Origin of the sequence: Nocardia sp. NPDC050435, assembly GCF_040655395.1 — a bacterium.
GTDB lineage: Bacteria > Actinomycetota > Actinomycetes > Mycobacteriales > Mycobacteriaceae > Nocardia.
This window is the reverse complement of record NZ_JBFAJW010000007.1, coordinates 211,857-238,379: the sequence shown is the minus strand read 5'-3', so window position 1 is coordinate 238,379 and position 26,523 is coordinate 211,857. Positions and strand designations below refer to the sequence as shown.

Here is a 26,523-nt window from a genome sequence, read left to right as displayed (position 1 = left end):
GGGCCCCGGATCGCGCCGACTAGGCTTCGGATTCATGCCGTTGCACACGCACGTGAAGTCCGTCCGGATCGCGACCGGGTTCGCCCTGGTGGGGATGCTGCTGGCGGGCTGCGGATCCGAGGATTCCGCCCCGGCGGCCGACACGACGACCACCGCCCCGGCCTCCCCCGCGGCGCCCGGGGAAGCGAAGGCGACCACCGTCACCGTCGACGTGGACGACATGAAATTCGCGCCCGATGCCCTGACGGTCCGCGTCGGCGACACCGTGACCTGGAAGTTCAGCGACAAGGTGCCGCATTCCGTGCAGGGCATGGGCGACAAGGCCATGGGCATCAACAGCCCGATCTTCACCACCGGCGAGTGGAGCTACACCTTCACCCAGCCCGGCACCTACCGCTACCTGTGCTCGCTGCATCCGGAGATGCGCGGCACCGTCACCGTCGCCTGAGCGCTACTCGACGGTGACGGACTTGGCCAGGTTGCGCGGCTTGTCCACGTCGTAGCCGCGGGTCTGGGCGATCTCGGCCGCGAACACCTGCAGCGGAACCGTGGACAGCAGCGGCTGGAACAGGGTGGGCGCGGACGGGATCTCGATCAGGTCGTCGGCGAAGGGCCGCACCGTGTCGTCGCCCTCCTCGGCGATGACGATGGTGCGGGCGCCGCGGGCCTGGATCTCGCGGATATTGCTGAGCAGCTTGGAGTGCAGCACCGCGCGTCCCTTCGGCGAGGGCATCACGATGATCACCGGCAGGCCGTCCTCGATCAGCGCGATCGGGCCGTGCTTGAGTTCGCCCGCCGCGAAGCCCTCCGCGTGCATGTAGGCGAGTTCCTTGAGCTTCAGCGCCCCCTCGAGCGCGACCGGGTAGCCCACATGGCGGCCCAGGAACAGCACCGTCGGAACGTGCGCGAGCGAACGCGCGATCGCGCGCACCTGCGGTGCGGTCTCCAGGACCCGCTCGATCAGCTGCGGCATCGCCTCGAGTTCGGCGAATTCGCGGGCCACCTCGTCGGGGTACTTGGTGCCGCGCGCCTGGGCCAGGGCCAGGCCGACCAGGTAGTTGGCCGCGATCTGGGCGAGGAAGGCCTTGGTGGAGGCGACGCCGATCTCCGGGCCGGTGCGGGTGTAGATCACCGCGTCGGCCTCGCGCGGGATCTGCGCGCCGTTGGTGTTGCAGATGGCCAGGACGCGCGCCTTCTGCTCCTTGGCGTGCCGGACGGCCTCCAGGGTGTCCGCGGTCTCACCGGACTGCGAGATCGCGACCACCAGCGTGGAGCGGTCCAGAACCGGGTCGCGGTAGCGGAATTCGCTGGCCAGTTCCACCTCGACGGGCAGCCGGGTCCAGTGCTCGATCGCGTACTTGGCCAGCAGGCCCGCGTGATAGGAGCTGCCGCAGGCGACGACGAAGACCTTGTCGAACTCGCGCAACTCCTGATCGGCCAGCCGCTGCTCGTCCAGCACGATCCGGCCGCCGTGCTCGTCGGTGGTGAAATGCCCGATCAGGGTGTCCGCGACGGCGGCGGGCTGCTCCTCGATCTCCTTGAGCATGAAGTAGTCGTGGCCGCCCTTCTCGGCGGCGGCGAGATCCCAGTCGATGGTGAACGGCCGGGTCTCCACGTCGGCGTTGCCGGCGAAGTCGGTGACCTTGTAGCTGTCGGCGGTGATCACGACGGCCTGGTCCTGGCCGAGTTCCACGGCTTCGCGGGTGTGCTCGATGAAGGCGACGACATCGGAGCCGATGAACATCTCGCCCTTGCCGACGCCGACGACCAGCGGCGTGTTGCGGCGCGCGGCGATGATCTTGTCCGGGTGGTCGGCGTGCGTGAACACCAGCGTGAACGCGCCCTCCAGGCGGCTCAGCACCGCGAGCGCGCTGGCCTCGAAATCGCCCGCGGTCGGGCCCTCGGCGTAGGCGCGGGCCACCAGATGCACGGTGACCTCGGTGTCGGTGTCGCTGCTCAGCTCGACACCGGCCTCCTCCAGCTCTTTTCGCAGCGGTGCGAAGTTCTCGATGATGCCGTTGTGGACGACCGCGATCTTGCCGCCGGCGTCGCGGTGCGGGTGCGCGTTGCGGTCGGTCGGCGCGCCGTGGGTGGCCCAGCGGGTGTGCCCCATACCGGTGCTGCCCGCGAACTTCTCGGCGCCGGCTTCGGCCAGCTCAGCTTCCAGATTGGCGACCAGACCGGCCTTGCGCTCGACCGCGAGCCCGCCCTCGCCGTCCAGGATCGCCACACCCGCGGAGTCATAGCCGCGATATTCCATGCGGCGCAACGCGTCAACGACCACACCGAGCGCGTCCCGGTACCCGACGTAGCCAACGATTCCGCACATGGCTCACCAGACTACTTATCGGATAACGTTCTCGTCGTGTCGGCGTCTGTGAAATCGCTACTGAGCCCCCTGACCAGCCGGGGACCGCATCGAGTGCTGCGCGGAAACCTGGCCATCGCGGGCCAGCCGGGGGTGGTGTTCACCCCCGAGTCCGGCCAGAACCTGCCGTGCGTCGTCTTCGGCCACGGCTGGCTGACCGGCGTGTCGCACTATCGCGGCACGCTGGAGCACCTGGCGTCCTGGGGTTTCGTGGTCGCCGCGCCCGACACCGAGCGCGGGCCGATCCCGTCACACCTGAACCTGGCGACCGATCTGCTCACAACCCTCGACATCTGCACCGGCGTCCGCCTGGGCGACGGCGCGCTCAGCGTGCACCCCGAGCGCCTGGCCCTGGCCGGCCACGGCATGGGCGCGGGCGCGGCCGTGATCGCGGCCGCCCAGCGTCCCGTCGGCGCGCTGGTCGCCATCGCCCCCGCCCCGACCGCCCCCGCCGCCGAGTCTCTCGCCCCCCAGCTGTCGATCCCCGCGCTGATCCTGTCCGGCGCCGCCGACATCGATTCGGTCAGCTCCAACGCCATCCCGCTGGCCGCCGCCTGGGCCGGCGACGCCCAGCTGCGCGCCCTCGACGGCGCCTCCAACACCGGCATCGTCGAAGGCCGCCGCGCCCTCGGCGCGTTCGGCGTCGGCAAATACGAGCACAAGACCGCCCGCGCCGTCCGCGGCCTCATCACCGGCTACCTGCTCTACCAACTGCTCGGCGACAAGAAATACCAGCCCTTCGCCGACCCGGACGCCCAGATTCCACACACCCAGCTCATCGACCCCAACGCGCCGCGCGAAGAGGAGAAGCCGAAGGTCGGCATCGGCCAGCTGGCGTCCCTGCTGCGCAAGTAGCCGCGTGCGTCAGCACCGGCGCTGGCGCATCCATTTCGTCATGATCCACTTCTCCCCGGCCGTCACCAGCTCGCCGCAATGCCGTGTCAGCGGATCCAGCTGACTCGCGCCGTTGCAGTACCGGAAATACAGCGCCCCACCCTTTTTCGGCGTCACCGAAATCCCGGCCTCCGGAAACGCCGTCGCGCCACCGCCTTCGACATCGTTGAGATAGACGATCAACGTCGCCACCCGCTGCCCGGGCGCCGCGACATGCTGCCAGCTGCCCGGATCCTCCGGCGGGAAATAGTCGAAATGCGGCTTGTACTCCCCGCCGGGCCCGTATCGCAGAATCTGCAGGCCCTCCCCCTTCTCCAACGGCCAGTTCATCAGCGCCGAGGTCCGGCGATCGATCCGTTCGATGAACTCGTTCTCGCAGCGCGGGAACATCGTCCCCTCACTGGTCCGATTACTGATCACCTCGTCGACCCCGGTCTCACCGTTCACCGTGGTCGACCGCGTCAACCGATGCCGCGACCGCTCGATCATCAGCTCGCACTCCTCATCGGAGAGCACATTGTCGAACACGATCACCTGCGGTTCCCGAATCCGCATGACCACCCGCACATCCCGGTCATGCGCCCGAATGACATTGCTCTCCGCGACCGGGCACTCGTCGTACACGAAATTCGGATTGGCCTCCCGCACCACCCGCTGCGCACTCACTCCCCCCAGCGCACTCCGCACCACATCCCCCGCAGCGTCCTCGGCAAACCCCGCCCCCACCATCGACCGAATAATCGTGTCCGCGGTACACCCACGCTCCACGTTCTCCGCCAGCCAGTCCCGCCAGTCACTGTCTAACTGCATAACCATTTTCTCTTGTTCCCCCAGATGTCAAACGAGCCAGCTGTCGCGGCGGTAGTACTCGCCTTCGGGATCGTCGCCGTCGTCGTCGACCGGGTAGACGACGTCTCTGGACCTGCGGGCGGCCTCGGCCCGGGCAATTGCTTCCCGATGCTCACGAGCCTCGATCAGGAGTCGCTCCTGCTCGGCCCGCGCCTCCATTTCAGCTCGTTCCTGCTCCTCTGCCTGCGCCAGCTTTTGTCGCATCGCTTCGCCATTCTCTGTCAACCAAGTATTGGCGTGATCCTGGAAAGCTTGCTCCCGCTCAGCGGCGCGACCGTCGAACTCGTCGACTTCCATCTGTATCTGCACGCTTCGACGCCGATGTTCTTCGAAGATGCGCTCGATCTCTGTAGCGTAGTTAGACATCTCAGGCTCCTCGGTCGATCACGTGCGTCACAGCGGGCCGGCCTCGGACAGTTCGGCACCGGTCGGTGCGGCAGGCTCCGGCTTCTTCTCCTCGCCGGTTACCGGGACGACTTTCGGCGTGTGCTCTCCGTCCTGTCCACCCTTCTTGGGCGTGCTGGTAGTAGGGATACCGCTGGTCGGAGTACCCGCCGCAGGTGATTGCGTCGTGTCCTCCTTCTTTTCTTCCTTCTTCTCCCCAGTGTCGATGATCGGATTGCCGTTGGCGTCCAGCTTCACGCTATATTCCTGCGTTTTGCCGTCCGAGCTGGTCTCCACTAGTTTCGGCTGTCCGTCCGCACCCACCTCGAGCTTGTAGTGCTTACCCGCGAGGTCGAACTCAGCAGACTTTGTCGACTTCTTCTCTTCGTTACCGTCCTTTTCCTTGTCTTCCTTGCCGTCGTCGTCTTTGTCGTCGTCTGTCAGATCCTCGATGGCTTCAGATATGACCGTGCCCAACGCGGACATGCCAGCAGTGGCCACCGTGGCGAATGTGCTCACCGCTGTCGTCAGCGCCGTCGCAAGGGTAGAGGCCAAGCCGCTGAGCGCGGTGTTGACGCTCGCAGCAGTCGTGCTCGCCGGAGTTTGCGTGGTACCGGTGGGTGACGGTGTATAACTTGGCGCAGGTGTCGTCTGCGAGGGCGTATTACTCGGCCCCGGACTCGGACCGGGCGATGGCGCAGGGCCTGCCGGGGAGGGCGTGTTGCTAACGGCCGGCCGGGGGTATTCACGAGTCTTCCCAATCGCGTCCATCGACGCCCCCAGAGTCGAATACGCTTGACTAACCGCCGTGTGCGTAGCATTACATTGATTGATAAACTCTGTTACCCTATTATTATACGTCGTTTTGAAATGTTCGTCCAACCATTTCTGGGCATAATACTGCTTGCCTTCATTGGTGAGCCCCCTGACGCCCTCGATCACAGTCGCGGCACCAAAAGTTACCACACCGAGAAAGGCATCCTCGAACCCCCAACTGCTAGTGAATCCAGTTTTAGCTGCCTCGACCAGCATCTTTATAGTCTCGACGGATTTGCCATCGACCTTGACCTCGCCAGATTCACTCGCAAATCCGTTGACCAAGTTGGCCTTGGCTTGAACGGCGGACTGCAGGGCGGGGACCGCGACATCGATCGCCTTTTTGGCAGCATCGAATTTCTCACGATCTTCGCCAGCATATTGCGTCTGCTTCGTAAGCATATCGTTGGCCCTGTCACCTGCCGTGCCGGACCAAATGCTTGACAAGTTTGTCAGCAGCCCCTTCTGCCTGGATAGCTCGGAATCAATTTCGGTCAGCGTTGTCTGCATCGCAGCCGCCGTATCCGAAAGCTTCGACAGATCCATCCCACGTTGCTCGTCATATCGATCCAGCAATTGCTTCAGGGTCAGGTTCTGCGGATCTCCATACAGGGAAACATAAGATTCGTGCAGCTGAATAAAGAATTGCAGGCCCGAGCAGCCATCGTCGAGAATTACGTCGACATCCTTGCCATTCATCGCACGGGCCACCCGAGATAAATCATTGCAATCCTTCCCACCCTCGACTAGACCGCTGAGGCTTGCTGAAGCGTTTTCCTCGCTGCCTCGACATCCACCTTGCCGTACTCGATGCTCGAGCTCCCGGCCGCCTCACCAAGGGCTTTAGCAGCTTCGCTCCACACCCTCAGCCAGGTGTAAACATTCTCAAGCCCGGTGTATACCTTTTCGCCTTCGGCCTTGTAGTTCCGCCCGGCTTCCAGACCGTGCTGATTAGACGCTTTCCCGAACATGTTCTTCTCGATGCGTTCTGCGCTGGTATCCGAGAGCACGGATGCCGACGTGGTCAAGCTGCTGCCCCACGCCTTGAGTTCAGTGGTGTTGACATTTACCGTGCTCATCGCACGACCCCTCCATCCCTGCTCGTCGCTTTCGAAGGCACGAGCAGTCGCCCGCGCCGAGCGCTGTCCTACTTCCTTCGACGCACGCCAGCGGCACTCGGTTCCATCAGATTCTGAGCAAACCAGACCTACCGGCCGATGCCCGAAAATCTACTGGGTGCGGGGAGAAGGTTCAATCGCGCGGCCTCCGGCGCAGGCCATCCCGTACACCCCGGGCAGATAGGAGGCCGACCGGAGTGACTGACGACGGCCACGATGCATCCGGGTCTGGTTACGATCGGGCCCGTGTCCGTGAACTCCGCGCCCTCGGCGCGTAATCGCTTGTTGATCTGTTCGACTGTGTTGGAGCCTGGTCCCGGGTATCGGTTCTGGCTGGATTTTCATCTGCGGCAGGCCGGGATGATTTTGATCTACTTGGATGATCCGGGGAAGCGGGGGGAATTCGAGGAGTTGGTGGGGGATCGGCCGGTACTGGTGCTGGATGGGGCCGGGGATCGGAGTGACAACACGCCGTCGGTGGTGATGCGGCGGATCATGGCGAACACGCAGGCGGCGGTGGAGTATGCGCTGGCGCATGGGTTCGAGTGGGTGGCCGCGGTGGATACCGATGAGTTGCTGTACGACGAGACTGGCGGGGCGTGGCGGGAGAAGGAGCAGGTGGGGCAGGTCACGTTCGCCAATCATGAGGCTGTGCCGGTGGAGCATGAACCGGAGAACTGTTTTGCCGAGTGCACGTTGTTCCGGGTCAACGGGCGGACGGATTTCATGGCGTACGGGAACGGGAAGAGTGCGGTTCGGGTTTCGCCGGGGGTGCGGGCCGGGATTCACGAGTTCCACGATTATGTGGGTGAGCATCATTATGCGATCGGGCCGGTGTTCCTGCATTACCCGAATCCTTCGTTCGAGAGCTGGGTCGCCAAGTTCAGCAACCACGGCGAGTTCTCGAATTTCTGGTGGGACAATCCTGATCTGCCGATCCAGTTGCAGTTCATGCTGCGGTCGCGGGATCTGGTGCAGGCGGCGCGGGCGAGCGGTGAGTGGAGCGCGGCGCGGGAGTACTTCCGGACCTGGATCCCGGATGAGCGGGCTCGGCAGCGCATGCTGGACGCCGATGAACTGCGGGTCTACAGCCCGGTGACGGAAATGCTGAAGGCCGATCCGGAACGGTTGCGCGAGGCGCTGCTCGCTTCGCTGGCACAGCGCGCGGAGTGAACCACTCCGCAGGTTCCGATGATCCGCACGGGAGTGCGCGGATCATCGCAGCCTGCGGCCGAAGTTGCCCCTCGAAGGGGCCGGAGTACGGGGGCCGTTGTCCCGAGTGTAGCGCCGCCGGAGTCGAATCCGCCGCGGTCACACCCTAGGATCGACGTGCTGCTGTTGGGGAGGAGACGGAATTGGCGAACGGTGGACGGGTGCTGGGTGACCGGAAGGTCGCGCTGATCACCGGGGCGGGCGGCGTACTGGGCAACGCGTTCTGTCAGGCGCTGTACACGGAGTACGACATTGTCGCGGTGCACCGCGAGCGCACGCCCGGCGTGCCCACCCAGTACGAGCACTTCATCGATCCGTTCGATCCGCAGGCGGAACTGCCGGAGAACGGCTCGCAAGCCTTCCTCGTCCGCGCGGATCTGACCGAGGAGGGCGAGGTGGAGCGGGTTGTCGATCTGGCACTGGCCCGCTACGGAACCGTGGATCTGCTGATCAACAATGCGGCGCACACGGTCTGGCACGGGCAGGGCCTGGTCGACGGGGACACCGCGCTGAACGACTTCGACAATCACTTCCGCACGAATGTCGGTGTGCCACTGCGGTTGGCGACCCGGCTGGCGCAGCAGAGCTGGTTGCACGAGCGGGCGGAGAATCTTGCCCGGAATCGGAACATCGTCAATATCTCCAGCCTGTCGGGCACCGACGTGTATCCGGGCGGGCAAGCGCTCTACGGCTCGTCCAAGGCTGCGCTGAATCACCTCACCCGGCACCTGGCGGCCGAGTTCAAGGAGTTCGGCGTGCGCGCGAATGCCGTCGCACCCAACGATTTTCCCGGTTCGGTGCCGATCGAGAAGGTGCTGCTGTCGATTCTGGAACTGGACCGTGGCCGGATGACCGGCGGCGTCTACGCGATCGACGGGCCGCTGGAAACCGCGACCACGCCCACTCCCCCGCTGGCCACCACTCCGCCGCCGAACTAGCCGGGACGTGCGCGAACCTGGCCTGAGGCCAGGTTCGCGGTGGACCTACTTGCCGAGGGTGCCTTCGTCGGTGCGGACCCATTCCTGGGTACCGTCCGGGTGCTGGTGGAATTCCCAGGCGGCGTAATCCCCGTCTTTTTCCACCACCTTGACGTGATCGGCGATGCCGTCCTGGTCGAAATCCGACCAGACCTGCATGGCCTCTTCACCCGTGGTGGTGATGCTCTCGAGGAAGCCGTCGCCGTTGATGTCCTGGGTGGGGCTGTTGAGTTCGACCGCGCCTAGGCCGTCGAGAGAGGTGTGGGCGTCGATGGTGGGTAGATCCAGGCCGGAGAATTCTCCCGGTACGACCATGACTCCTCCTCAACAGGACTTCGGCGCTGGTGCCCGCCGAGCGCGGACCCACCCCATCCTGTCACCTGCGGCCGCGCCGCGCAGCCCCCTTATCGGTTGGGAAGCGTCACTTTTTCGGGATGACCAGCCACAGCACCAGGTAGAGGATGAACTGCGGGCCGGGAAGCAGGCAGGACAAGACGAACAGCAGCCGGACCACGTTGGGGCTCCAGCCGAAGTACTGGGCGAGGCCGCCGCAGACTCCGGCGATCCACTTGTCGTGGGTGGAACGGGTGAGGCGGCGGGCGGGGGCGGTCATTGGTTTTCCTTTCGTCGCTGTGCCCTCCACTCTGCTCTGGAAATAGCCGACGGGCATCGGTCGTCCGCCCGATCCGCACCCTGATTTCCGGGCCCCGGTGCCTCAGGGTCGACCCTGATCGGCGGCGCCCATCACGCACGGCAGAATTGCGTCGGTGAGTACCACTCTGCACGCGCGCGGGCTGTCGGCCGGCCACGGCGAACGCACCCTGTTCGACGATCTCGATCTGACCCTGGCGCCCGGCGATGTGATCGGCCTGGTGGGGGTGAACGGGGCCGGTAAGTCGACGCTGCTGCGCATGCTGGCGCGGCGGAAGGCGCCGTCGGGCAGCATCACGCTGAGTCCGCCGGACGCGACTGTGGGGTACCTGGCGCAGGAGCCGGAGCGGATCGCCGGCGAGACGGTGCTCGAGTTCCTCGGGCGGCGCACCGGGGTGAGCGAGGCCCAGCAGCGCATGGACGCGGCGGCCGAACGACTGGCCGACGGCGGCGAGGACGACTACACGCCGGCGCTGGAGCGCTGGCTGGCGCTCGGCGGCGCCGATCTGGACCAGCGGGCCGAGGAGGTGGCCGCGGATCTCGGGCTCACCGAATCTCTGGCCGGCGGCCTGGATACGCCGATGACCGGGTTGTCCGGCGGGCAGGCGGCGCGGGCCGGGCTGGCGTCGGTGCTGTTGTCGCGCTTCGACATCCTGCTGCTGGACGAGCCTACGAACGACCTCGACCTGGACGGGCTGGCGCGCCTGGAGCAGTTCGTCACCGGAGTGCGGGTGCCGTTGATGGTTATCAGCCATGATCGGGAGTTCCTGGCGCGCACCGTGAATCGGATCGTGGAGCTGGATCTGGCGCAGCAGCAGGTCGGCGTCTACGACGGAAGTTACGATTCCTACCTGGCCGAACGCGAGATCGCGCGGCAGCACGCGCGCGAGGCCTACGACGAATACACCGACACCAAAGCGGGTTTGGAAGCGCGGGCGCAGATGCAGCGCAACTGGCTCGAACACGGCGTGCGCAATACGCGCCGCAAGGCCAAGAACGCCGACTCGGACAAGATGGGCCGCAAGGCGCGCGCGGAGTCGACCGAGAAGCAGGCGGCCAAGGCGCGGCAGACGCAGCGGCGGATCGAGCGGCTGGACGTGGTGGAGGAGCCGCGCAAGGAGTGGGAGTTGCGGATGGAGATCGCCGCCGCCCCGCGGAGTGGCGCGGTGGTGGCGACTCTTTCCCAGGCCGCCGTGACCCGAGGCGATTTCACGCTGGGGCCCATTACCACCCAGGTGGATTGGGCCGATCGGATCGTGCTGACCGGCGCCAACGGCTCGGGGAAGTCGACGCTGCTCTCGGTGCTGCTCGGAAAGATCCAGCCGGACAGCGGGATAGCCACGCTGGGCTCGGGGGTCCAGATCGGCGAGGTGGATCAGGCGCGGGGGCTGTTCAGCGGAAGCCGCTCGCCGGCCGAGACTTTCGGCGCCGAATTGCCCGACTGGCCGGATGCCGAGGTGCGCACGCTGCTGGCGAAATTCGGGCTGCGCGGACCCCACGTACTGCGCGCCTGCGAAACCCTCTCCCCCGGCGAACGCACCCGCGCGGCGCTGGCGTTGCTGCAGGCCCGCGGCGTGAACCTGCTGGTGCTGGACGAGCCGACCAACCATCTGGACCTGCCCGCGATCGAGCAGCTGGAGCAGGCGGTCGAATCGTTCGCCGGGACGATGATTCTGGTGACGCACGACCGCCGGATGCTCGATTCGGTTCGCGCCACGCGCCGCTGGCATATGAGCGAAGGCCGCCTCTCGGAGAGTTGATCGGCTGAACCTGAGGAACAGTTTCCGCGCGTCGTGAATCGCCCTGTGCAGCGGCGCGCCGTTCACCGGGCTTCTCGCAGTTCGACTCCGAGCTCGTGCGTGGCCGGGTACGGCGACTTACCTCGCGTGGCCCGCAGATCGATTCTGCTCACACAATCGCTGATCCGCGGCGGACTTGCATGGCCGAGGGCGTCGAACAGCTCGACAACCTGGCCCCATCCCAGTCTGTGCTCTTGGCGGCCGATCTCGGCAGCCAGCGCATCGCGCGAGACACCGTGCCGCAGCACGGCCCGTAACGTCGCCTCGGCGTCGGCCCGCGACACTGTTCGAGCGATGTCGACCGCGGTGCGTTCCGCGGTGGTCGCCGAGACCCCGAGCACCGGTTCGACTTCCCACGGGTCCACCCGATCACGGTGCACGACTATCTGTTTGGCTTGCGAGATACGCGCCCCGACCAGATGGATGACTTCGTCGGAGAACACCGAGAACCCGTGTAGCTCGGCAGCCGTGCTGTAGGCCGCTGTCACCGCACCCGAGCCGAGCGACAACCGTGCCGCCTCGACCCGCAATCGCACTCCGGCCGGCGTGCCTGCCTCCCGATAGACCCCACGGAAAACCCGCACCCACTCCCCTCGATCCACCCGGGCCCGCATCTCCGCCCGCGTGTACTCACACAGCACCTGCCACGAGGTGAACACCCCGAACTGCCTGTCCCGCACTTCATCGAGTCCTGGTCGCATGCCCCCACTGTCCTCCGCAACCATTCGCGCCTCGCATGCGTGACCTGCGCTGATAGAAAGTCTGGGGATAACCGGATCTCTGTGGATAACCCACTTCTCGGCGACACTTCGGTCAAGCGTCGGCGTGACGCCGACCTCTGGAGCATCAGCGGCCGAGCGGAGCTTCCGTCCACCAATACTTCAGCACCTCGTCGGCAGTGTGCCCCTCCCACTTGACGCTCAGCACGTACCGATCACGTCCCGGTTCGTTGGGGAAGGATACAAAGAGTGTGGCCTCGATCTCAGCGAAGGTCTTGGCACCGGAGATGAGGGCGAGTGCTTCCCCTGCCAGTTGCGGGTGCGTGAGGGGCCTGGTCCGGGAGGGGACCGCCCCGGTCTTGTAGGTGACGTCCTCGGCGAGCATCGCGTCGAACTCGCGTTGCACAGCCTCCACGGTGGCTCGGTCGACGATGCTGAATCGGACCTCATCCGCCTGGGTGCCCGGTTGGTAGCAGCGGATTCGGCCGGAACCTCCGGTGTCGCACTGGAATCCACGCCATCCGGGCCGGACGATCCGCTTCGGAATCAGGTTCGGAAACGCGTCGGCGATGTACTGATGCGATTCGGGCCAGGTGTAGCTCCCCTCCATGGCCGACCGAATCTCGTCCGAGTATTCGATACCCGCCACCGCGCCACCGCCGATGAGCAGCAGGAGTACCGCACCGACCACCCACAACGCACGAGACCGGCGACGAGTCGGCCTGTTCCCCCGGTATGGTGACTGCCCGGCCCCCGCGGATGGCGGGTACGGTGCGCCGAATCCGCCCTGCGCATAGGGGTTTCCGGGCGGAACGGTGTACGAATTCCCGGCCGGCTGCGCCGGACCGCTGCCATACCGGCCGGGAATTTGCTGTGTCGCCGCGGCCGCGTTCCGCTCCGCAGCGGCGAAATCGGGCCGTGGCGGATGTTCGGCGTCGGGGCCCTTCCCGAACGATGACGACGACCACTGCGGTCCGGCCCCGTTTCCGCGCGCGCCGAAATCCCCACCCATGAAGAGCTCCCCCTGAAGTACCGATCGCACGCGGAAAGCCGCCGCGTGCCTGCGCGCCGCCCCCGGGGGCGGCGCGCACCGAGCTTAAACCGCCGCAACCCTTTTCGCGAGATCGTCGGCCAGCTGCTGGGCGCGGACGGGGTCGGTGGCCTCTACCATGACCCGTACGAGCTGCTCGGTTCCGCTGGGCCGCAGCAGGATTCGCCCGGAGTCCCCGAGGATGGCTTCGGCCTCGGCGACCGCGTCCTGGACCTCGGGGGCGGCGGCGACCAGGGCTTTGTCGGTGACCGGTACGTTGATCAGCACCTGGGGGACGGTGCGCAGGATCGAGGCCAGGTCGGTCAGGGGGCGGCCGGTTTCGGCCATGCGGGCCATCAGTTTCAGGCCGGTGAGGATGCCGTCGCCGGTGGTGCCGTGGGCGGGCAGGACGGTGTGGCCGGATTGTTCGCCGCCGAGGGTGTAGTTGCCGCGGCGCAGTTCCTCGAGCACGTAGCGGTCGCCGACGGCGGTGGTGCGCACCGTGATTCCGGCTTCGCGCATGGCGATGTGCAAGCCGAGGTTGCTCATGACGGTGGCGATCAGCGTGTTGTCGCGCAGCGTGCCCGCGTCTTTCATGGCGATGGCGAGGATGGCCATGATGGTGTCGCCGTCGACGACGGCGCCGGTGGTGTCCACGGCCAGGCAGCGGTCGGCGTCGCCGTCGAAGCCGAGGCCGAGATCGGCGGCGTGCTCCACGACCGCCTGCTGCAGGCGGCCCAGGTGCGTCGAGCCGCAGCTGTCGTTGATGTTGAGGCCGTCGGGTTCGGCGTTGATCGCGATGACGGTGGCGCCCGCCTCCCGGAACGCGGCGGGGCCGACTTCGGAGGCCGCGCCGTGCGCGCAGTCGACGACCACCGTCAGCCCGGTCAGGTCGGTGGCGGTCGCCTCGACGAGATGTTCGACGTAGCGCTCGTGCGTGCCCTCGAGGCTGTACTTGTCGGGGACGGCCTGGCCGTGGTCGCGCGCGCCCGCCGCGTTGAGCACGCGGCCGATGCCCGCGCCGGTGGGACGGATCGGGGCGTTCTCGGCGATGAGCGCTTCGATGCGATCCTCGATCGCGTCGTCGAGCTTGTGCCCGCCCGCGGCGAAGATCTTGATTCCGTTGTCCGGCATGGGGTTGTGCGAGGCGGAGATCATCACGCCCAGGCACGCGTCGTAGCGGCCGGTCAGGTAGGCGACGGCCGGCGTCGGCAGGACACCCACGGGCAGCACGTTCACGCCGGCGGCGGTCAGGCCCGCGATCACCGCCGCTTCGAGCATCTCGCCGGAGGCGCGCGGATCGCGGCCGACCACGGCCAGCGCGCGCTTCTTGCCCCTGCCGAGGATCTGCGCCGCAGCGCCCGAAACCTTCAGCGCTAGTTCCGGACTCAGTGATTCATTGGCGAGCCCGCGAACTCCATCGGTGCCGAACAAACGTCCCATTTACTCGTCGCCCCTGTACGTAGTGCGTTGCCGGGATATAGCACGAGAGCAGGCAACCAGCGTGAAGCTGGAAGCCTGCTCTCATACAGCTGCCACGCCGACCGGTCCGCCCCCGACACCACCAGGGTGACGGAAACGAACCGGCAGCGAAGCCAAAATCAGCGCTTCGAGTACTGAGGCGCCTTACGGGCCTTCTTGAGGCCGTACTTCTTACGCTCGGTGGCACGCGGGTCACGAGTCAGGAAGCCGGCACGCTTGAGCGCGGGGCGATCCTCGGGGGTGACCTCGATCAGCGCGCGGGCGATGGCCAGGCGCAGGGCGCCGGCCTGACCCGACGGGCCGCCGCCGACCAGGCGGGCGTGGATGTCGAAGGACTCGGTGCGCTCGACGGTCACCAGCGGGGACTTGACCAGCTGCTGGTGCACCTTGTTCGGGAAGTAATCCTCGATGGTGCGGCCGTTGAGCACGAAGTTGCCGGAGCCGGGGAGCAGCCGCACGCGGACGACGGCTTCCTTACGACGGCCGACGGTCTGCACCGGGCGGTCGATCAGCACGGGGGCGTAGGTGGCGGGCTCGGCGTCGTAGCCGTATTCCTCGTCCACGACCTCCACGACAGCTTCACCGTCGGCGACGTCGGCGCCGAACTCTTCGGTGTATTCCTCAGGAGCGGTCACTGGGCCACCTGCTTGATCTCGAAGGGGATGGGCTGCTGAGCGGCATGCGGGTGGTTCGGGCCCGCGTAGACCTTGAGCTTGCCGGCGATGGCGTTGCCCAGCTTGTTCTTCGGGATCATGCCCTTGACGGCCTTCTCCACGAGACGGTCCGGACGGCTCTCCAACACCTGACCGACAGTGCGGCTCTTGAGACCGCCCGGGTGGCCACTGTGGTGGTGGATCAGCTTGTCCTGCTTCTTGTTGCCGGAGATCGCGACCTTGTCGGCATTGATGATGATGACGAAATCGCCACCGTCGAAGTTCGGCGCGTAGGTCGGCTTGTTCTTGCCACGCAGCAGGCCAGCGGCCTGCACGGCAAGACGGCCGAGCACTACGTCAGTGGCGTCGATGACGTACCACTTGCGGGTCACGTCACCAGCCTTGGGGCTGTACGTAGGCACAGTGCTTCCCTGTCTATAGTCGGTGTTGCCGGCCAGCATGTGATCGAGTGAGTTCCCGGCGGCCGGTGGAGACCCGGGACTCGAGGGCCGGCCCGAGCCGAAACTCGAGACGTCCACACGCCAACGAGCAACGATACCGGACCGGCATCAGTTCACCGAATCGGGTCAGATCTCCACCGGAGCGCCCGGGTCGGCGCCGGCCCGGGGACCCGGGACGACGTAGCGCAGATGGTCGATGCCGGGCTCCGCACAGGCCGGTTCCTCGGCGGTGGCGATGCCGGGCGGCTGCTCGTTGAGGATGTAGGGCGTGCGCGGGCACTCCGCGGCCTGCGCGGGCGCGGGCTCGGCGGGCAGGGTGGCGAGCAGCAGCCCGCCCAGGACGACGCCCGCACCGAACAACTTGCCCTTGGTCTTGCCCCAGAGCTTGTTCTTGCGCGGATGCGGCTCGCCGTCGTCGTCCTCGTCGCTGCGCACCGGGTCGCCCCAGGGTTCCCGGGGGCTCGGCTGCGGCGGATACGTCGACCGCGGGCCGGCCGGGCTCGGCGTGACGGGCGGACGGGTGAACCGGCTGCCCACCTCGCTCGCGTCCGGCGGGGTCTGCTGGGCCACTACTTCTTCGCGGGTGACCCGCGTGGTCGGGGCGTCGCCCGCCTGAGTCGTGGGATAGCCCGGGCCGTAGGTCACCACCGGAGCGCCGGACTGGGCGGGCATGTCCCGGCGCACCGGCGGCGGCACGGGAGCGGCGGGCGCGGGCTGAGCGGGCGGGGCCTCGGCATGCCGCCCCGAGGACACCGGTTCCCCGGATTCGTTGTCGGTGACCAGCAGATGCGTCGCCCCGAGCACCAGCGCGTGCATCGGATGATCGGCGACTTGCAGCCGGTGCCCGAGATGGTTCTGGAACGCCAGCCGCAGCGCGTCGTTGAAGCAGACGTTGCCGCACAGCAGCACCGTCGAGGTGTCCGCGCCGATGGAGCGGGCCGCGGCCATCACCTCGATCACGACGTTGTCCGCGGAGCGGGCGTCGCGCATGGCTTCGGCCTCGACCGGGACGTCCACCGATTCGGTGGGCATCTCGTCGTCGCCGTGCACCGCGACCACCAGCATGGTGCGGCCGTCGGAGTAGACGCCGGTGGCGCCGATACCGCGCGGATCCCGCTCATCGGGGCGGCGCACCAGCCCGAGGGCCCGCACGTAGCCGGACAGCGCGACGCTCTCCGGCAGCGGTTCCACCACGACGTCGAGCTGCTCGACCAGCTCGGCGTAGACATCGACTTTCTCGTCGGGCCACGGGTCCGGGTACGGCAACGCCACCACGTCGGGCTTGCCGCGCAGGTGTTTGCCGATCGCGGCCAGCGGGTTGTAGAGCCGGGCCCGGAAGACCAGCTCGGCCGGCCAGGTGGCTCCGGCGACCACGATCTGCGGGTGTCCGAGGATGTCGCGGACGTCGGCGATGGCGCGCCCCAGGTCGGGGCGCGCCTGTTCCACCCCCGCGGTGTGCAACCGGCCCTGGGCATCGGCCAGCAGATATGCCGGCGGGGTATAGGTACCTTCGACCTGCACGGGACGGATCGGAACTCCGCCACCGCCCGCGGCCACGGACACCACATCCCAGCCGAGATGTACTGCCCCTACACGCACTGTCACAGGCATAAGTGTGCCTGCTGTCCGCAGCGAACGCTCGTGATGCTCGCCGGGCCCAGGTCAGCGACGGGTTTCACGCCGCGGTCTTCTTCAGCCGCAGCCGGCGCCAGGTGATCAGCGCCAGGATCAGCGCGATACCGGCCAGCACGCCCACGTCGATGCCCCACCACAGCAGGTCGTGCTGCCAGAACTTGTCCGGTTTGGCGGAGATCACCAGCTTGCGCAGATCGATGGTCGCGGCGCTGGCCGAGTAGCCCCAGCGCGACGGGAACAGCCAGGACGCCTGCTCCAGGCCGGGCCGGTCGGTCACCGGGATGAACGAGCCCATCGCCACCAGCTGCACGATCAGGGCGATCACCAGGCCGGCCATTACCTGCTCGTTCGACTTCACGAACGAGGAGATGAGCAGACCGAGCACCACGCTGGTGATGGCGAGCAGGGTGAGATCGGCGAACAGCTCCACCGCGCCGGACGGAATCAGCACACCCGCGTCGGGCGCGTTCTTGAGCAGCAGCACGATGCCGATCATCACCGCGATCTGATAGACCGCCGCGATGCTGAACACCAGGATCTTGGCCCAGAGGTAGGCGAAGGCCGACAGCCCGACCGCGCGCTCCCGATGGAAGATCGTCCGCTCGCCCACCAGGTCGCGCACGCTCAGCGACATGCCCATGAAGAAGGCGCCGATCACCAGGAAGGACAGCAGCGTCTGCGCCTCACCGCTGTTGGGCACCACGAAATTGCCGGTCACCGGGTCCATCACGAGCCCGGGTTTCTGGAATCCGTTGGAGCCGGGCGCGGCCAGGGTGAGCAATCCGACGATCACCGGCATCACCAGCAGCGACAGCGAATACACGCGGTCGGCGAACATCAGCCGGATCTGCCGGCGCGCGAGCGTCGAGAACTGCTTGCGCGAGTTCGTCTTCGGCGGTTTACCGGCCTGACCCGTCTGCCGCACCGGCGGTGGCGGCGGCACCGCAGCGGACGCCTGCCGCGACCGGTAGGCCGCGAACGCCTGATCCGGGTTGGCCGCCACGTCGCCGAAGATCTTGGCCCAGTCGCTGGTGCCCATCGCGCTGCCGACCCCCGACGGGTGCCCGCAGAACGCGGTCTTGCCGCCGGGCGCGAGCAACAGCACCTGATCGCACATGTCCAGGCAGGCCACCGAGTGGGTGACCACGATGACGACGCGACCGGCGTCGGCCAGCTCGCGCAGCATCACCATGACCTGCCGGTCCAGCGCCGGATCCAGGCCGGAGGTGGGCTCGTCGAGGATCAGCAGCGACGGGCCGGTGAGCAGTTCCATCGCCACCGACGCGCGCTTGCGCTGACCGCCGGAGAGCCGGTCGACGCGGGTGTCGGCGTGCTCGGTGAGCGAAAGCTCCTTCAGCACACCGTCGATCACCTTCTGGCGGTCGGCCTTGGTGGTGTCGGGGGGCAGGCGTAGTTCGGCCGCGTAGCCCAGGGCTTGGCGCACGGTGAGTTTGAGGTGCAGCACGTCGTCCTGCGGGACCATGCCGATGCGGGAGCGCAGCGCCTCGTATTCGCCGTGCAGGCTGCGGCCCTCGAAGGTGACCACGCCGATCGACGGATTGGTCGCGCCGGCGACCAGCCGTGCCAGCGTCGACTTACCGGCGCCCGACGGGCCGATCAGCGCGGTCAGCGTGCCCGGCCCGGCCTGCATGTTCACATCGACGAGCAGCTGCTTGTTGTTCTCCACGGTGAAGCCGACGCCGTGCACGCCCAGCCCCTGCTCGGCGGCGGGCTTCTTGCGGTGGACGAGGGTGCCGTCCTGCACCTCGAAGTCGACGTTGCCGATGGTGACGACATCGAGTTCGCGCAGCACGGTGCTCTGCTGGCGGTGGCCGTTGACGAAGGTGCCGTTGGCCGAGTTCAGGTCCTCGATGACCAGCTCGCCCTTGCGCGCCACCAGGCGCGCGTGCTTGCGTGAGGCCAGCGGATCGTTGACGACGATCTGGTTGTCGGTGGTGCGGCCGATGCCCAGACCGCCCGGCGGAATGCGGTCGGCCTTGGCGATCGGCCCGGTGGAGGCGGTCGGGCGCTTGGGTGGTGTGATCGGGCGGCTCTTGAAATCCGCCTTCATGGTCATGCTGAAGTTCGGCTGCTCCGGCTCCGCGCCGGTCACCGGCGGCTGCGCCGTGGTCGGCGGCGGCTGGTAACCCACCGGCGGCTGCGGCGGCACCGGCTGGTGGTGCGGCGGAATCGGTTGCTGCGGTTGCTGATAGGCCGGGCGCGGCGGCTGGTACTGCTGATAAGGCTGTTGCGGACGCGGCGGCTGCGGCCGCTGTTGCATCTGTGAAGGCTGGTAGTTCTGCGGCTGCACCGGCGGCGGTGGCGCTGGTCTGTGCTGCTGTTGCGGCGGCGGCTGATAGCTCTGCGGCTGCACCGGCGGTTGCGGCGGCCGGGCCTGCGGACGCGGACCCGGCGTCAGGCTCAGCAGCGGGCCGGTGATGGCGTCGCCGAGCCGGACCTGGGTCGGGCGGTCGATCGTCACGGGCTGGGTGAGCCGCCGCGCGTCCACGAAAACGCCGTTGGTGCTGCCGTTGTCGGCGAGCACCCAGCCGTGGCCCTGCCAGGAGAGCGTCGCGTGCACCCGTGAGACCAGCGGGCTGTTGACATACACCGTCACTTCGGGCGCGCGCCCCAGCGTGACGTTCTGCGCGGAATCGAAGACCCGTTCGGTTCCATCATGGCGCACGGTGATGGTCTGCGCCCCCGGTGAAGACATGCGGATACTATGCCATCAACCGGACATCGGCGGTGCTCCCGGACGCGCCCGCGACCGGGTTGTTAAGCGAATGACAAGCGAGTGTTGAGTAGATGGACCGGTCGATCCAGGGGGAGCCTTGCCGAAACTTCCAGTGACCGCAGCCGTTACGGTTCTGCTCTGCGCGGTGGCATTGCTCGCGGGCTGCACTCGCTCGGTGGAGGGGCGCGCGGTCTCGGTCTACGACGACCCTTTCAAGGTGGCCGGGCTGCCCACCACACAGGGCCCCAGCGGCCCGCGCCAGGGCGTGCCGGACACCAATCTGACGGCCACCAACGGCGACGGCGGAGACATCGACAAGCTGGCGCTGAACGCGGTCGACGACATCCAGGCGTATTGGTCCGCGGAGTACAAGAAGTTCTTCGACGGCGATTTCACCCCGGTCGACAAACTGCTGTCCTGGAGCGCGAAATCCCCGCGCGCGCAAGCGCCGGAGTTCTGTAAGGACACCACCTACCGCCTGGTGAACGCCGCCTACTGCCGCCTGGACAATTCGATCGGCTGGGATCGCTCGGTCCTGCTGCCGACCATGGTGGAGACCTTCGACAAGATGTCGGTGGTGATGGTGCTGGCACACGAGTACGGCCACGCCATCCAGACCATGTCCAAGATCGTCGGCACCAAGGACCCGGTGATCGTCAAGGAACAGCAGGCCGACTGCTTCGCGGGCGCGTTCATCCGGCACGTCGCCGAGGGCAAGGCGAAGCACTTCACCATCAACACCTCCGACGGCTTGAACAAGGTGCTCGCGGCGACGGTGGCGATTCGCGATTCCAATCCCGACGATCCCGAGAGCGTGCACGGCTCGGCCTTCGAACGGGTGACCGCGGTGCAGATCGGTTTCACCGACGGCCCGGCCTCCTGCAAGCGCATCGACGCCGACGAGATCACCTCGCGGCGCGGCAATCTGCCGCAGACGACCGGCGGCCTGTCCACCGAGTACGACATCGACAAGGACACGCTGGTCGAGCTCAGCAAGGCGCTCGCCGCGATCCTGCCGTTGAAAAAGGCGCCCACCTACGACTATTCGACCGCGAAGATCGACTGCCGCGACGGTTCGGCCACTCCCCCGGTGACCTACTGCCCCGCCAAGAACACCATCGCCACCGATGTCACGGCGCTGGCCAAACGCGGCGCGGTGAACGAGGAGGACGAGGAGAATCCGTTGCCGCTCAAGGTGAGCGGCGATTACAACGGCTACGTGGTGTTCATCTCCCGCTACGCCCTGGCGGTGCAGCAGGAGAACCGGCAGTCGCTGACCGGCGCGAAGACCGGTCTGCGCGCGGCCTGCCTGTCCGGGGTGGTCACCGGCAAGCTCGCCGATCCGGCGCGCTCGCGCGACGACGGCGATATCGCCTTGGCCGCCGGCGATCTGGACGAGGCGGTCTCCGGGTTGCTCACCGACGGTCTGGCGGCCAGCGATTCCCGCGGGCAGACCGTGCCCAGCGGCTTCTCCCGGGTCGACGCGTTCCGCGCCGGGGTGCTCTACGGCCAGAACATCTGCAACGCGCGGTATTCCTGATCGCTCAGCCGAACGGCGGCGGCGCGGCGGGCTCGTAGCGCAGCACCCGATTGCCGATCATGACCTCGGTCCCGGGGATCAGCACCATCGGCTGGTTGGGCGTGAGCCGGATCCAGTCGCGGTAGCCGGGCAGCCGGGTGCGGGTGCCGTTGGTCGAGCCCCGATCCACCAGCGTCACATCCCAGTTCACCAGGCGGATCTCCGCGTGCGCCCGGGACATGCCACCGGAGGTGTCTTCCACTTTGAGCGGGACCAGGCCGCGGTTCGCCGGCTCGGAATGCTCCGGGTCGCGGCCGAGCACGGCGTCCGCGGCGAGCATGTAGGTCATGCCGTCGTCGAGGATCAGCATGCCCAGCGGTGGCCGGATCACCTCGCTGATCGCCTGGGTCTGATCGACCGGCATCCCGCAGACCGTGCAGAAGGCCGCGCGCGGGTCGCTGGGATGCGCACGGGCGCACTTGAATCCCCGCACCTTGACCACCAGCGAGGTGGCCTTGGCGGTGGCTTCGAGGCGGGCCTGCAGGTCGGGGTCCGGGCGCGGCGCCGGGTTGGTGCCGCCGGGTTCCAGATCGCCCTGCTCGGTGCGGGCGTGGTGCGGATCCTGGTCGTGCACCGAGGTTTCCGAGTGTGCCCGCGGTTCGGGCCGGCGGTCCCGGGGTTCGGGGTCGATGCGCGCGGTGGGTAGCGGATACGGCTGGGCGGCGGAGGTTTCCGCGAACTCGCCGGGCGGCCCGGCCGACCAGACGACCGCGCCCGCACCCGGTGCGACGCCTTCGACCAACCGGCCGATCCCGGGCGCGGCGGGCAACTCCGGGAGCGGGCCGTCGGTTTCGTCGACGAACAGCGCGACGGCGTGCGCCGGAAGCGCGGCGACCCGGTCGACGGTGAACGCGGCGTCACGGCCCCGGAAGTGCTCGACGCCCGCCACCCCCGCCAGCAATGCCGTGACATTGCCGTGCAGGAAGATCGCGATCCCGCCGTTCTCGGCCGCCGAGAGGAGCCCGAAATCGATCGGCACCCCCGGACTGATCTGCTCGGCGTGCTTCATCAGCCAGCGGGTGGCCTGCCGGGCCACCAGGGCGCCGGGGCCGCGCGGGGCCTGCCTGGTCGCCTCCCGCACGAGTTCGGTCAGCGCGGCCAAGGCTCGGGCGGCCGTCGACTCCGGGCCCGGCGGGCCCGGCTCGCGATGCGCGACCACCACCACCGCCCCGGCCGCCCGGGCTATGGCATGGGTGCCCGCGACCACCTCGACCTGCAGATCCTTCACCGGAATCGGCCTCCGCCGAGGACGTGGTTTTGGATCGCGGTCATGTCACACAGGGTAGTGGTCCGGATCGACGCGAGGTGGGGTTGGTCGATTTCGAGGCCGGGCCAGGCCGCAATGCGGTTGCGATGCGGGCATTATCGGTCGCTCGGTCCCCCGGTTTTCCGGTAACTTCGAGAGGCAGTTACGGGAGGAACGAGGGGCCTGTCATGGTTCGGATGTCGCGGGTCGCGATCGGTACGGCATGCGTGCTGGTAGCCGGAATGCTCACGGCGTGCAGCGGGGTCGCCGGCACCCCCAGCGCCGCGGAACTGGACGTTCGGAAGCTGGAAGTCGGGCCCTACCCGGTGACCAAGCACCGATACGACCCGAACTCGAGCGGTAAGGGCGCGCTGCTGGAGGGCATGCGCATGGCCGATGCGCTACCGCCGACCGTGAAGGTCGATTCCTCGCTCGTCCACGGTCGCGGCAATACCGTGTTCACCGATTCCGACACCGCGATCGATTTCCTGGCCAATGTGTCGAAACCGATTCTGGAAAGCCGGAAGATGGTCGCCGGTTACGCCGCCAGCGGCGCCGACCAGGCCGACCCGGAGGGCTCCACCCGTCCGGCCTCGGACACCACCGCCATCACCACCGTGGTGCTGCGCTTCCCGGACGAGTCCGCTGCCAAGAGCGCGGCCAAGGAACTCGAAGACGCCGACATCGGCGTCTCGCCCGACAACCGCAAGCTGCTCTCCACCAAGTACCCGGACGCCTTCCTGCATTGGCGGCCGGGCGTCGCCAATGCGGGCGCCTTCTACGCCTACAAGAGTTTCGTGATCTCGCTGTTCGTGGCGCGGCCCCGGCCCGACAGCACCGATCTGATCAGCTGGGTGGAAAAGACCCTGGCCGTGCAGATCCCGGTGCTCGACAGTTTCCAGGCCACCCCCGCCGACAAGCTGGATTCGCTGAAGGTCGATCCCGAGGGGCTGCTGGCCCGGGTCGCCGTGCAGGACCGCAAGGAACATACGCCCGATCCGCAGAAGTTCGCCATCTACGGTCCGAACCACTTCGTGCACGATTCCACCGACGAGGGCCGCGCCGCGAAACTCCTGGCGGACACCGGCGTCGACAAGACGGCGCACGTACAGGCCAGTTCGGTGTTCCGCGCCCGCGACGATGCCGGCGCCCAGCAGCTGCTGCCCGGCCTCATCACCGAGGCGGGCGACAAGTTCGACGCGATCAGCGCCCCCGATGACGTGCCGGGCGCGAAATGCCTGCGGCTCAACAGCAAAGGCGACAACGAGCGGGATTACAAATACCGCTGCTATGTCCAGTACAAGCGCTATGTCGGCCTGGTAACCAGCGACCGCGAACCCGACGTGCGGCAGAAGGTCGCCGCGCAATACGCGTTGCTGGCCAACAGCCTCTGACAGCCGATCGCGGAGATCGCCTGTAGCATCCTTCCCGGGAGTTAGCTCGGTGGAGGGGAAGCATGCGATTCGGCATGGGGTGGAACGCGGTCCGCATGGCGGGCGCGGTTGTTGTTCTAGCGCTGGGAACCAGTGCCTGTGGGTCCGAGCAGCCGGTGGCGGCCGCCGTCTTGCCGCCGGAACCGGTGGTCGACCTGAGCACTTTGGACGTGGGAAATCATCCGACCAATCCGCGTGATTACGGCCAGGTCAAGACGATTCAGCAGGCGAAGATCATCGAGGCCGAGCGGTTGGCCAACCACATTCCGCTCACCTCCGAGATCGATCCGCGCTTCGGTTACGGCCACAAGGTCAGTCTCACCTCGCGTGTGTTCTTCGACCCACGGCATTCGAACCTGGGCGACGCGATCAAGCTGGACAAATTCGCGGAGGTCGCACCGGATTTCGTCACCGGCTTCGCCAGCGGCGGCACCACCGACCAGAACATTCAGGGCATCGACCTGATGAATGTCGTGATGGTGTTCCCGGACGAGCAGAAAGCCGCCGAGATGGCGGTCGCGCTGGAACTGTCCGACCGCGGCTACAACGAGCAGAACGTACCGGTGGAGATTCCGAAATACCCGGCGGCCAAGGCCCATTGGATACCGACCAAACAATCCATCGGCTCCTGGTACGCGACCGGGAAGCTGGTCGTCTACAGCTGGGTCTTCGACTATCTGCGCCAGCAGGCCGAGGTGGTCGACCAGAACGAATTGGTGACCCTGGTGCAGAAGAGCCTCGACGCCGTCGTGCCCGCCGTCGCGAAATTCACGCCCACCCCGGTCGACCAGTTGATGAACCTGACGGTGGACATCGACGGGATGCTGGGACGGACGCTACCGAGGATCAATGAGGAGTTCGACACCGATCCGCCGGGTGTCTACACCGGCCTGGCCGGGCTGCACTTCAGCAGCACACCGAGCCGATCCCGGCCCGAATGGGAAGCCGCGGGCGTTGATCGCTATGCCCAGGATCAGGCCCGGGTCTATCGGGTTCGGGACCGCGCCGCGGCGGTTTCGCTGTTCGAGCAGCAAACCCGGCTGAACAAGCAACTCCGCAGCGCCGCCGGGCCGAAGAATCTGCCGCAGGCCAGATGCCACCAGTACATCGGCATGGACAAATGGGCGGTCCGGTTCTACTGTGCGGTCACCTATGACCGCTATACCGCGCTGGTCGCCTCGCAGCAGCTACCCGATGCGCAGCAGCGGATTTCGGCGCAGTACGCCCTGCTGGTGAACGCGAAATGAGAATCCTGACGCGACGCGGCGCGACCGCGATGGCCGTCGCCGGACTGGCCGTACTCCTGACCGCGTGCGGCTCGACCGTCACCGGGACCTCCACGCCGGGCGAAATCGATGTCCGCACCTTGAATGTCGGCAAGTACCCGACCGAGCCGTACCACGCGCACAACGAGGACTACGTCCCGCCGTTCATCGCCCTGCGCGACGTCGCCGCCATGCGGCTGGCCGACCACGTGGCGACCGCCTACGACATCGATCCGCGACTGAAAACCGGATACTGGCCCTACGTCATCAGCACCGGCCTGCTTCCCGAAGAACTCGGCAGCCCAGCGGTGCTCCAGCCGATCGCCGAGCGTCACCGTTTGCTCTACGGGCTGGTCTCGAACGGTTCCGACAAGAAGTTCAGCCTCACGACGGGGGCCGACGGCTGGCCGACGAAGTCCGATGCCGAGGAGACGGTCGTCGTCTCCATGGTCATGCAGTTCCCGGACGGCGAGCGCGCGAAGCAGGCGGCCGCCGAGTTCTACGCGGCCGACTTCGCGGCGAGCCCGGACAACCAGCCGGTCACGCTCCCGAAGAACACTGCCGCACAATCCTATTGGCGGCCTGGCCAGCCCTTCCTGCGCACCATGCAGGTCCGCGGCTCGTACCTGGTGGCGTTCTTGGTGTCCACACCCGGAACCGACCTCACGGCCTTGCAGGCCCTGGCCGACAAGTCCTACGAATCCCAGCTGCCGATGCTCGATCGCCTCGCGCCGATGACTCCGATCGAGGTCTTCCAATTGCGCTGGGATCCCGATCATCTGGCCTCCCGGGCATTGGATCCGAACGACTCCACACCGCGCCCCAGCTACAGCTCGCGGCTCGCCGTCTCCGGGCGGCAAGGCATGCTGCACTTCGCCCGAAACCGGGAGATCGCCAAAAGCGCGCTGGCAGCGTTGAACACCGACGCGCTGGCGATCCGCGAGGACGTCACGGTCGCGCGGACGCCGGACGCCGCGACCGCCCGCAAGATCGTCGCCGAGCTGACCGTCCCCTACGAGAAGGTCCGGGTGGCCGCGGCACCCGCGAACGTCCCGGATTCGGCGTGCGCGGAAACCAAGGATGCACGCTTCCGCAACGGCCATTTCACCTGTGTGGTGGCCTATCACGAGTACGTCGGGTTCGTCAGCGCCGCCAAGATCGATGACGTGCACCAGCGGGCGGCGGCACAGTACGCGCTGTTCGCGAACAGCTGAG

24 protein-coding genes are annotated in these 26,523 nt (G+C 67.2%); 9 read left to right on the top strand and 15 right to left on the bottom strand.

The features are described from left to right. Window positions 1-34 precede the first annotated feature (34 nt). On the top strand, window positions 35-448 hold the full coding sequence (locus tag AB0I43_RS22610) for a cupredoxin family copper-binding protein (protein ID WP_356973891.1): 414 nt from the start codon (window positions 35-37) through the stop codon (window positions 446-448). Window positions 449-451: 3 nt separating this feature from the next. Here the strand turns inward: AB0I43_RS22610 and glmS are convergent, their stop codons facing one another. Then, complete coding sequence (gene glmS / locus AB0I43_RS22605) at window positions 452-2,329, bottom strand: glutamine--fructose-6-phosphate transaminase (isomerizing) (RefSeq protein ID WP_356973890.1); 1,878 nt, start codon at window positions 2,327-2,329, stop codon at window positions 452-454. A gap of 36 nt (window positions 2,330-2,365) precedes the next feature. Here glmS and AB0I43_RS22600 point away from each other — a divergent pair, with 36 nt between their 5' ends. Beyond that, entirely contained in the window at window positions 2,366-3,223 is an 858-nt protein-coding gene (locus AB0I43_RS22600; RefSeq protein ID WP_357432630.1) for a hypothetical protein, read from the top strand. A 9-nt stretch (window positions 3,224-3,232) separates the two neighbouring features. Here AB0I43_RS22600 and AB0I43_RS22595 read toward each other — a convergent pair whose 3' ends face one another. The 4 genes from AB0I43_RS22595 to AB0I43_RS22580 form a co-directional block, all read right to left on the bottom strand. Further along, window positions 3,233-3,928 carry a 2OG-Fe(II) oxygenase gene (locus AB0I43_RS22595; protein ID WP_356973888.1) on the bottom strand — a complete coding sequence of 232 codons (696 nt, stop codon included), beginning with the start codon at window positions 3,926-3,928 and terminating at the stop codon, window positions 3,233-3,235. Between the two features lie 171 nt (window positions 3,929-4,099). Continuing rightward, the gene (locus tag AB0I43_RS22590; protein WP_356973887.1) at window positions 4,100-4,477 is read right to left on the bottom strand and encodes a hypothetical protein; all 378 of its coding nucleotides are present in this window, start codon (window positions 4,475-4,477) and stop codon (window positions 4,100-4,102) included. Window positions 4,478-4,504: 27 nt separating this feature from the next. Continuing rightward, window positions 4,505-6,022 carry a WXG100 family type VII secretion target gene (locus AB0I43_RS22585; RefSeq protein WP_356973886.1) on the bottom strand — a complete coding sequence of 506 codons (1,518 nt, stop codon included), beginning with the start codon at window positions 6,020-6,022 and terminating at the stop codon, window positions 4,505-4,507. Between the two features lie 35 nt (window positions 6,023-6,057). Continuing rightward, complete coding sequence (locus tag AB0I43_RS22580; protein WP_356973885.1) at window positions 6,058-6,390, bottom strand: hypothetical protein; 333 nt, start codon at window positions 6,388-6,390, stop codon at window positions 6,058-6,060. Between the two features lie 285 nt (window positions 6,391-6,675). Between AB0I43_RS22580 and AB0I43_RS22575 the strand changes: the two genes are divergently transcribed. Continuing rightward, the gene (locus AB0I43_RS22575; protein WP_356973884.1) at window positions 6,676-7,602 is read left to right on the top strand and encodes a hypothetical protein; all 927 of its coding nucleotides are present in this window, start codon (window positions 6,676-6,678) and stop codon (window positions 7,600-7,602) included. A 182-nt stretch (window positions 7,603-7,784) separates the two neighbouring features. Next, the gene (locus tag AB0I43_RS22570) at window positions 7,785-8,579 is read left to right on the top strand and encodes an SDR family NAD(P)-dependent oxidoreductase (protein WP_356973883.1); all 795 of its coding nucleotides are present in this window, start codon (window positions 7,785-7,787) and stop codon (window positions 8,577-8,579) included. A gap of 45 nt (window positions 8,580-8,624) precedes the next feature. Here the strand turns inward: AB0I43_RS22570 and AB0I43_RS22565 are convergent, their stop codons facing one another. Then, window positions 8,625-8,933: a DUF6802 family protein gene (locus AB0I43_RS22565; RefSeq protein ID WP_356973882.1), complete on the bottom strand. Its 309-nt coding sequence runs from the start codon at window positions 8,931-8,933 to the stop codon at window positions 8,625-8,627. A gap of 106 nt (window positions 8,934-9,039) precedes the next feature. Next, window positions 9,040-9,231, bottom strand: coding sequence for a PspC domain-containing protein (locus tag AB0I43_RS22560; RefSeq protein WP_356973881.1), 192 nt, complete (start codon window positions 9,229-9,231; stop codon window positions 9,040-9,042). 154 nt (window positions 9,232-9,385) lie between these two features. Here AB0I43_RS22560 and AB0I43_RS22555 point away from each other — a divergent pair, with 154 nt between their 5' ends. After that, window positions 9,386-11,029 (top strand): ABC-F family ATP-binding cassette domain-containing protein, encoded by a 1,644-nt coding sequence (locus AB0I43_RS22555; RefSeq protein WP_356973880.1) that lies wholly within the window; start codon window positions 9,386-9,388, stop codon window positions 11,027-11,029. A 62-nt stretch (window positions 11,030-11,091) separates the two neighbouring features. Here the strand turns inward: AB0I43_RS22555 and AB0I43_RS22550 are convergent, their stop codons facing one another. The 7 genes from AB0I43_RS22550 to AB0I43_RS22520 all read right to left on the bottom strand — a co-directional run bounded on the left by AB0I43_RS22550 (window position 11,092) and on the right by AB0I43_RS22520 (window position 19,764). Continuing rightward, window positions 11,092-11,769, bottom strand: a complete 678-nt coding sequence (locus AB0I43_RS22550; RefSeq protein ID WP_357432629.1) for a hypothetical protein — start codon at window positions 11,767-11,769, stop codon at window positions 11,092-11,094. Window positions 11,770-11,914: 145 nt separating this feature from the next. Then, complete coding sequence (locus AB0I43_RS22545) at window positions 11,915-12,478, bottom strand: hypothetical protein (RefSeq protein ID WP_357432628.1); 564 nt, start codon at window positions 12,476-12,478, stop codon at window positions 11,915-11,917. A 405-nt stretch (window positions 12,479-12,883) separates the two neighbouring features. Beyond that, window positions 12,884-14,260, bottom strand: a complete 1,377-nt coding sequence (gene glmM / locus AB0I43_RS22540) for a phosphoglucosamine mutase (protein WP_356973877.1) — start codon at window positions 14,258-14,260, stop codon at window positions 12,884-12,886. A 158-nt stretch (window positions 14,261-14,418) separates the two neighbouring features. After that, entirely contained in the window at window positions 14,419-14,871 is a 453-nt protein-coding gene (rpsI, locus tag AB0I43_RS22535; protein WP_356974114.1) for a 30S ribosomal protein S9, read from the bottom strand. A gap of 59 nt (window positions 14,872-14,930) precedes the next feature. Beyond that, window positions 14,931-15,374, bottom strand: a complete 444-nt coding sequence (gene rplM / locus AB0I43_RS22530) for a 50S ribosomal protein L13 (RefSeq protein ID WP_356974113.1) — start codon at window positions 15,372-15,374, stop codon at window positions 14,931-14,933. A gap of 165 nt (window positions 15,375-15,539) precedes the next feature. Then, window positions 15,540-17,024: a hypothetical protein gene (locus AB0I43_RS22525; RefSeq protein ID WP_356973876.1), complete on the bottom strand. Its 1,485-nt coding sequence runs from the start codon at window positions 17,022-17,024 to the stop codon at window positions 15,540-15,542. A gap of 64 nt (window positions 17,025-17,088) precedes the next feature. Further along, complete coding sequence (locus AB0I43_RS22520) at window positions 17,089-19,764, bottom strand: FHA domain-containing protein (RefSeq protein WP_356973875.1); 2,676 nt, start codon at window positions 19,762-19,764, stop codon at window positions 17,089-17,091. Between the two features lie 133 nt (window positions 19,765-19,897). On the opposite strand from AB0I43_RS22520, the gene AB0I43_RS22515 reads away from it, so the two are divergent. After that, window positions 19,898-21,325 carry a metallopeptidase gene (locus AB0I43_RS22515; protein ID WP_356973874.1) on the top strand — a complete coding sequence of 476 codons (1,428 nt, stop codon included), beginning with the start codon at window positions 19,898-19,900 and terminating at the stop codon, window positions 21,323-21,325. A gap of 4 nt (window positions 21,326-21,329) precedes the next feature. On the opposite strand, the gene AB0I43_RS22510 is transcribed toward AB0I43_RS22515, so the two are convergent. Next, on the bottom strand, window positions 21,330-22,592 hold the full coding sequence (locus AB0I43_RS22510) for an FHA domain-containing protein (protein WP_356973873.1): 1,263 nt from the start codon (window positions 22,590-22,592) through the stop codon (window positions 21,330-21,332). Window positions 22,593-22,798: 206 nt separating this feature from the next. Here AB0I43_RS22510 and AB0I43_RS22505 point away from each other — a divergent pair, with 206 nt between their 5' ends. The 3 genes from AB0I43_RS22505 (at window position 22,799) to AB0I43_RS22495 (ending at window position 26,522) form a co-directional block, all read left to right on the top strand. Then, window positions 22,799-24,004, top strand: a complete 1,206-nt coding sequence (locus AB0I43_RS22505) for a hypothetical protein (RefSeq protein ID WP_356973872.1) — start codon at window positions 22,799-22,801, stop codon at window positions 24,002-24,004. A gap of 62 nt (window positions 24,005-24,066) precedes the next feature. Next, window positions 24,067-25,290 carry a hypothetical protein gene (locus AB0I43_RS22500; protein ID WP_356973871.1) on the top strand — a complete coding sequence of 408 codons (1,224 nt, stop codon included), beginning with the start codon at window positions 24,067-24,069 and terminating at the stop codon, window positions 25,288-25,290. Then, on the top strand, window positions 25,287-26,522 hold the full coding sequence (locus AB0I43_RS22495) for a hypothetical protein (protein WP_356973870.1): 1,236 nt from the start codon (window positions 25,287-25,289) through the stop codon (window positions 26,520-26,522). The genes AB0I43_RS22500 and AB0I43_RS22495 overlap by 4 nt, the downstream gene beginning before the upstream one ends. Window position 26,523: the final 1 nt, after the last annotated feature.

Excerpts from the sequence above, each read along its gene's own strand:
- AB0I43_RS22590 (WP_356973887.1), bottom strand. The coding sequence starts at position 4,477 with ATGTCTAACTACGCTACAGAGATCGAGCGCATCTTCGAAGAACATCGG.
- AB0I43_RS22610 (WP_356973891.1), top strand. The coding sequence starts at position 35 with ATGCCGTTGCACACGCACGTGAAGTCCGTCCGGATCGCGACCGGGTTC.
- AB0I43_RS22520 (WP_356973875.1), bottom strand. The coding sequence starts at position 19,764 with ATGTCTTCACCGGGGGCGCAGACCATCACCGTGCGCCATGATGGAACC.
- AB0I43_RS22495 (WP_356973870.1), top strand. The coding sequence starts at position 25,287 with ATGAGAATCCTGACGCGACGCGGCGCGACCGCGATGGCCGTCGCCGGA.
- AB0I43_RS22505 (WP_356973872.1), top strand. The coding sequence starts at position 22,799 with ATGGTTCGGATGTCGCGGGTCGCGATCGGTACGGCATGCGTGCTGGTA.
- glmS (WP_356973890.1), bottom strand. The coding sequence starts at position 2,329 with ATGTGCGGAATCGTTGGCTACGTCGGGTACCGGGACGCGCTCGGTGTG.
- AB0I43_RS22500 (WP_356973871.1), top strand. The coding sequence starts at position 24,067 with ATGCGATTCGGCATGGGGTGGAACGCGGTCCGCATGGCGGGCGCGGTT.
- AB0I43_RS22565 (WP_356973882.1), bottom strand. The coding sequence starts at position 8,933 with ATGGTCGTACCGGGAGAATTCTCCGGCCTGGATCTACCCACCATCGAC.
- AB0I43_RS22560 (WP_356973881.1), bottom strand. The coding sequence starts at position 9,231 with ATGACCGCCCCCGCCCGCCGCCTCACCCGTTCCACCCACGACAAGTGG.
- AB0I43_RS22580 (WP_356973885.1), bottom strand. The coding sequence starts at position 6,390 with ATGAGCACGGTAAATGTCAACACCACTGAACTCAAGGCGTGGGGCAGC.
- AB0I43_RS22550 (WP_357432629.1), bottom strand. The coding sequence starts at position 11,769 with ATGCGACCAGGACTCGATGAAGTGCGGGACAGGCAGTTCGGGGTGTTC.
- glmM (WP_356973877.1), bottom strand. The coding sequence starts at position 14,260 with ATGGGACGTTTGTTCGGCACCGATGGAGTTCGCGGGCTCGCCAATGAA.
- AB0I43_RS22525 (WP_356973876.1), bottom strand. The coding sequence starts at position 17,024 with ATGCCTGTGACAGTGCGTGTAGGGGCAGTACATCTCGGCTGGGATGTG.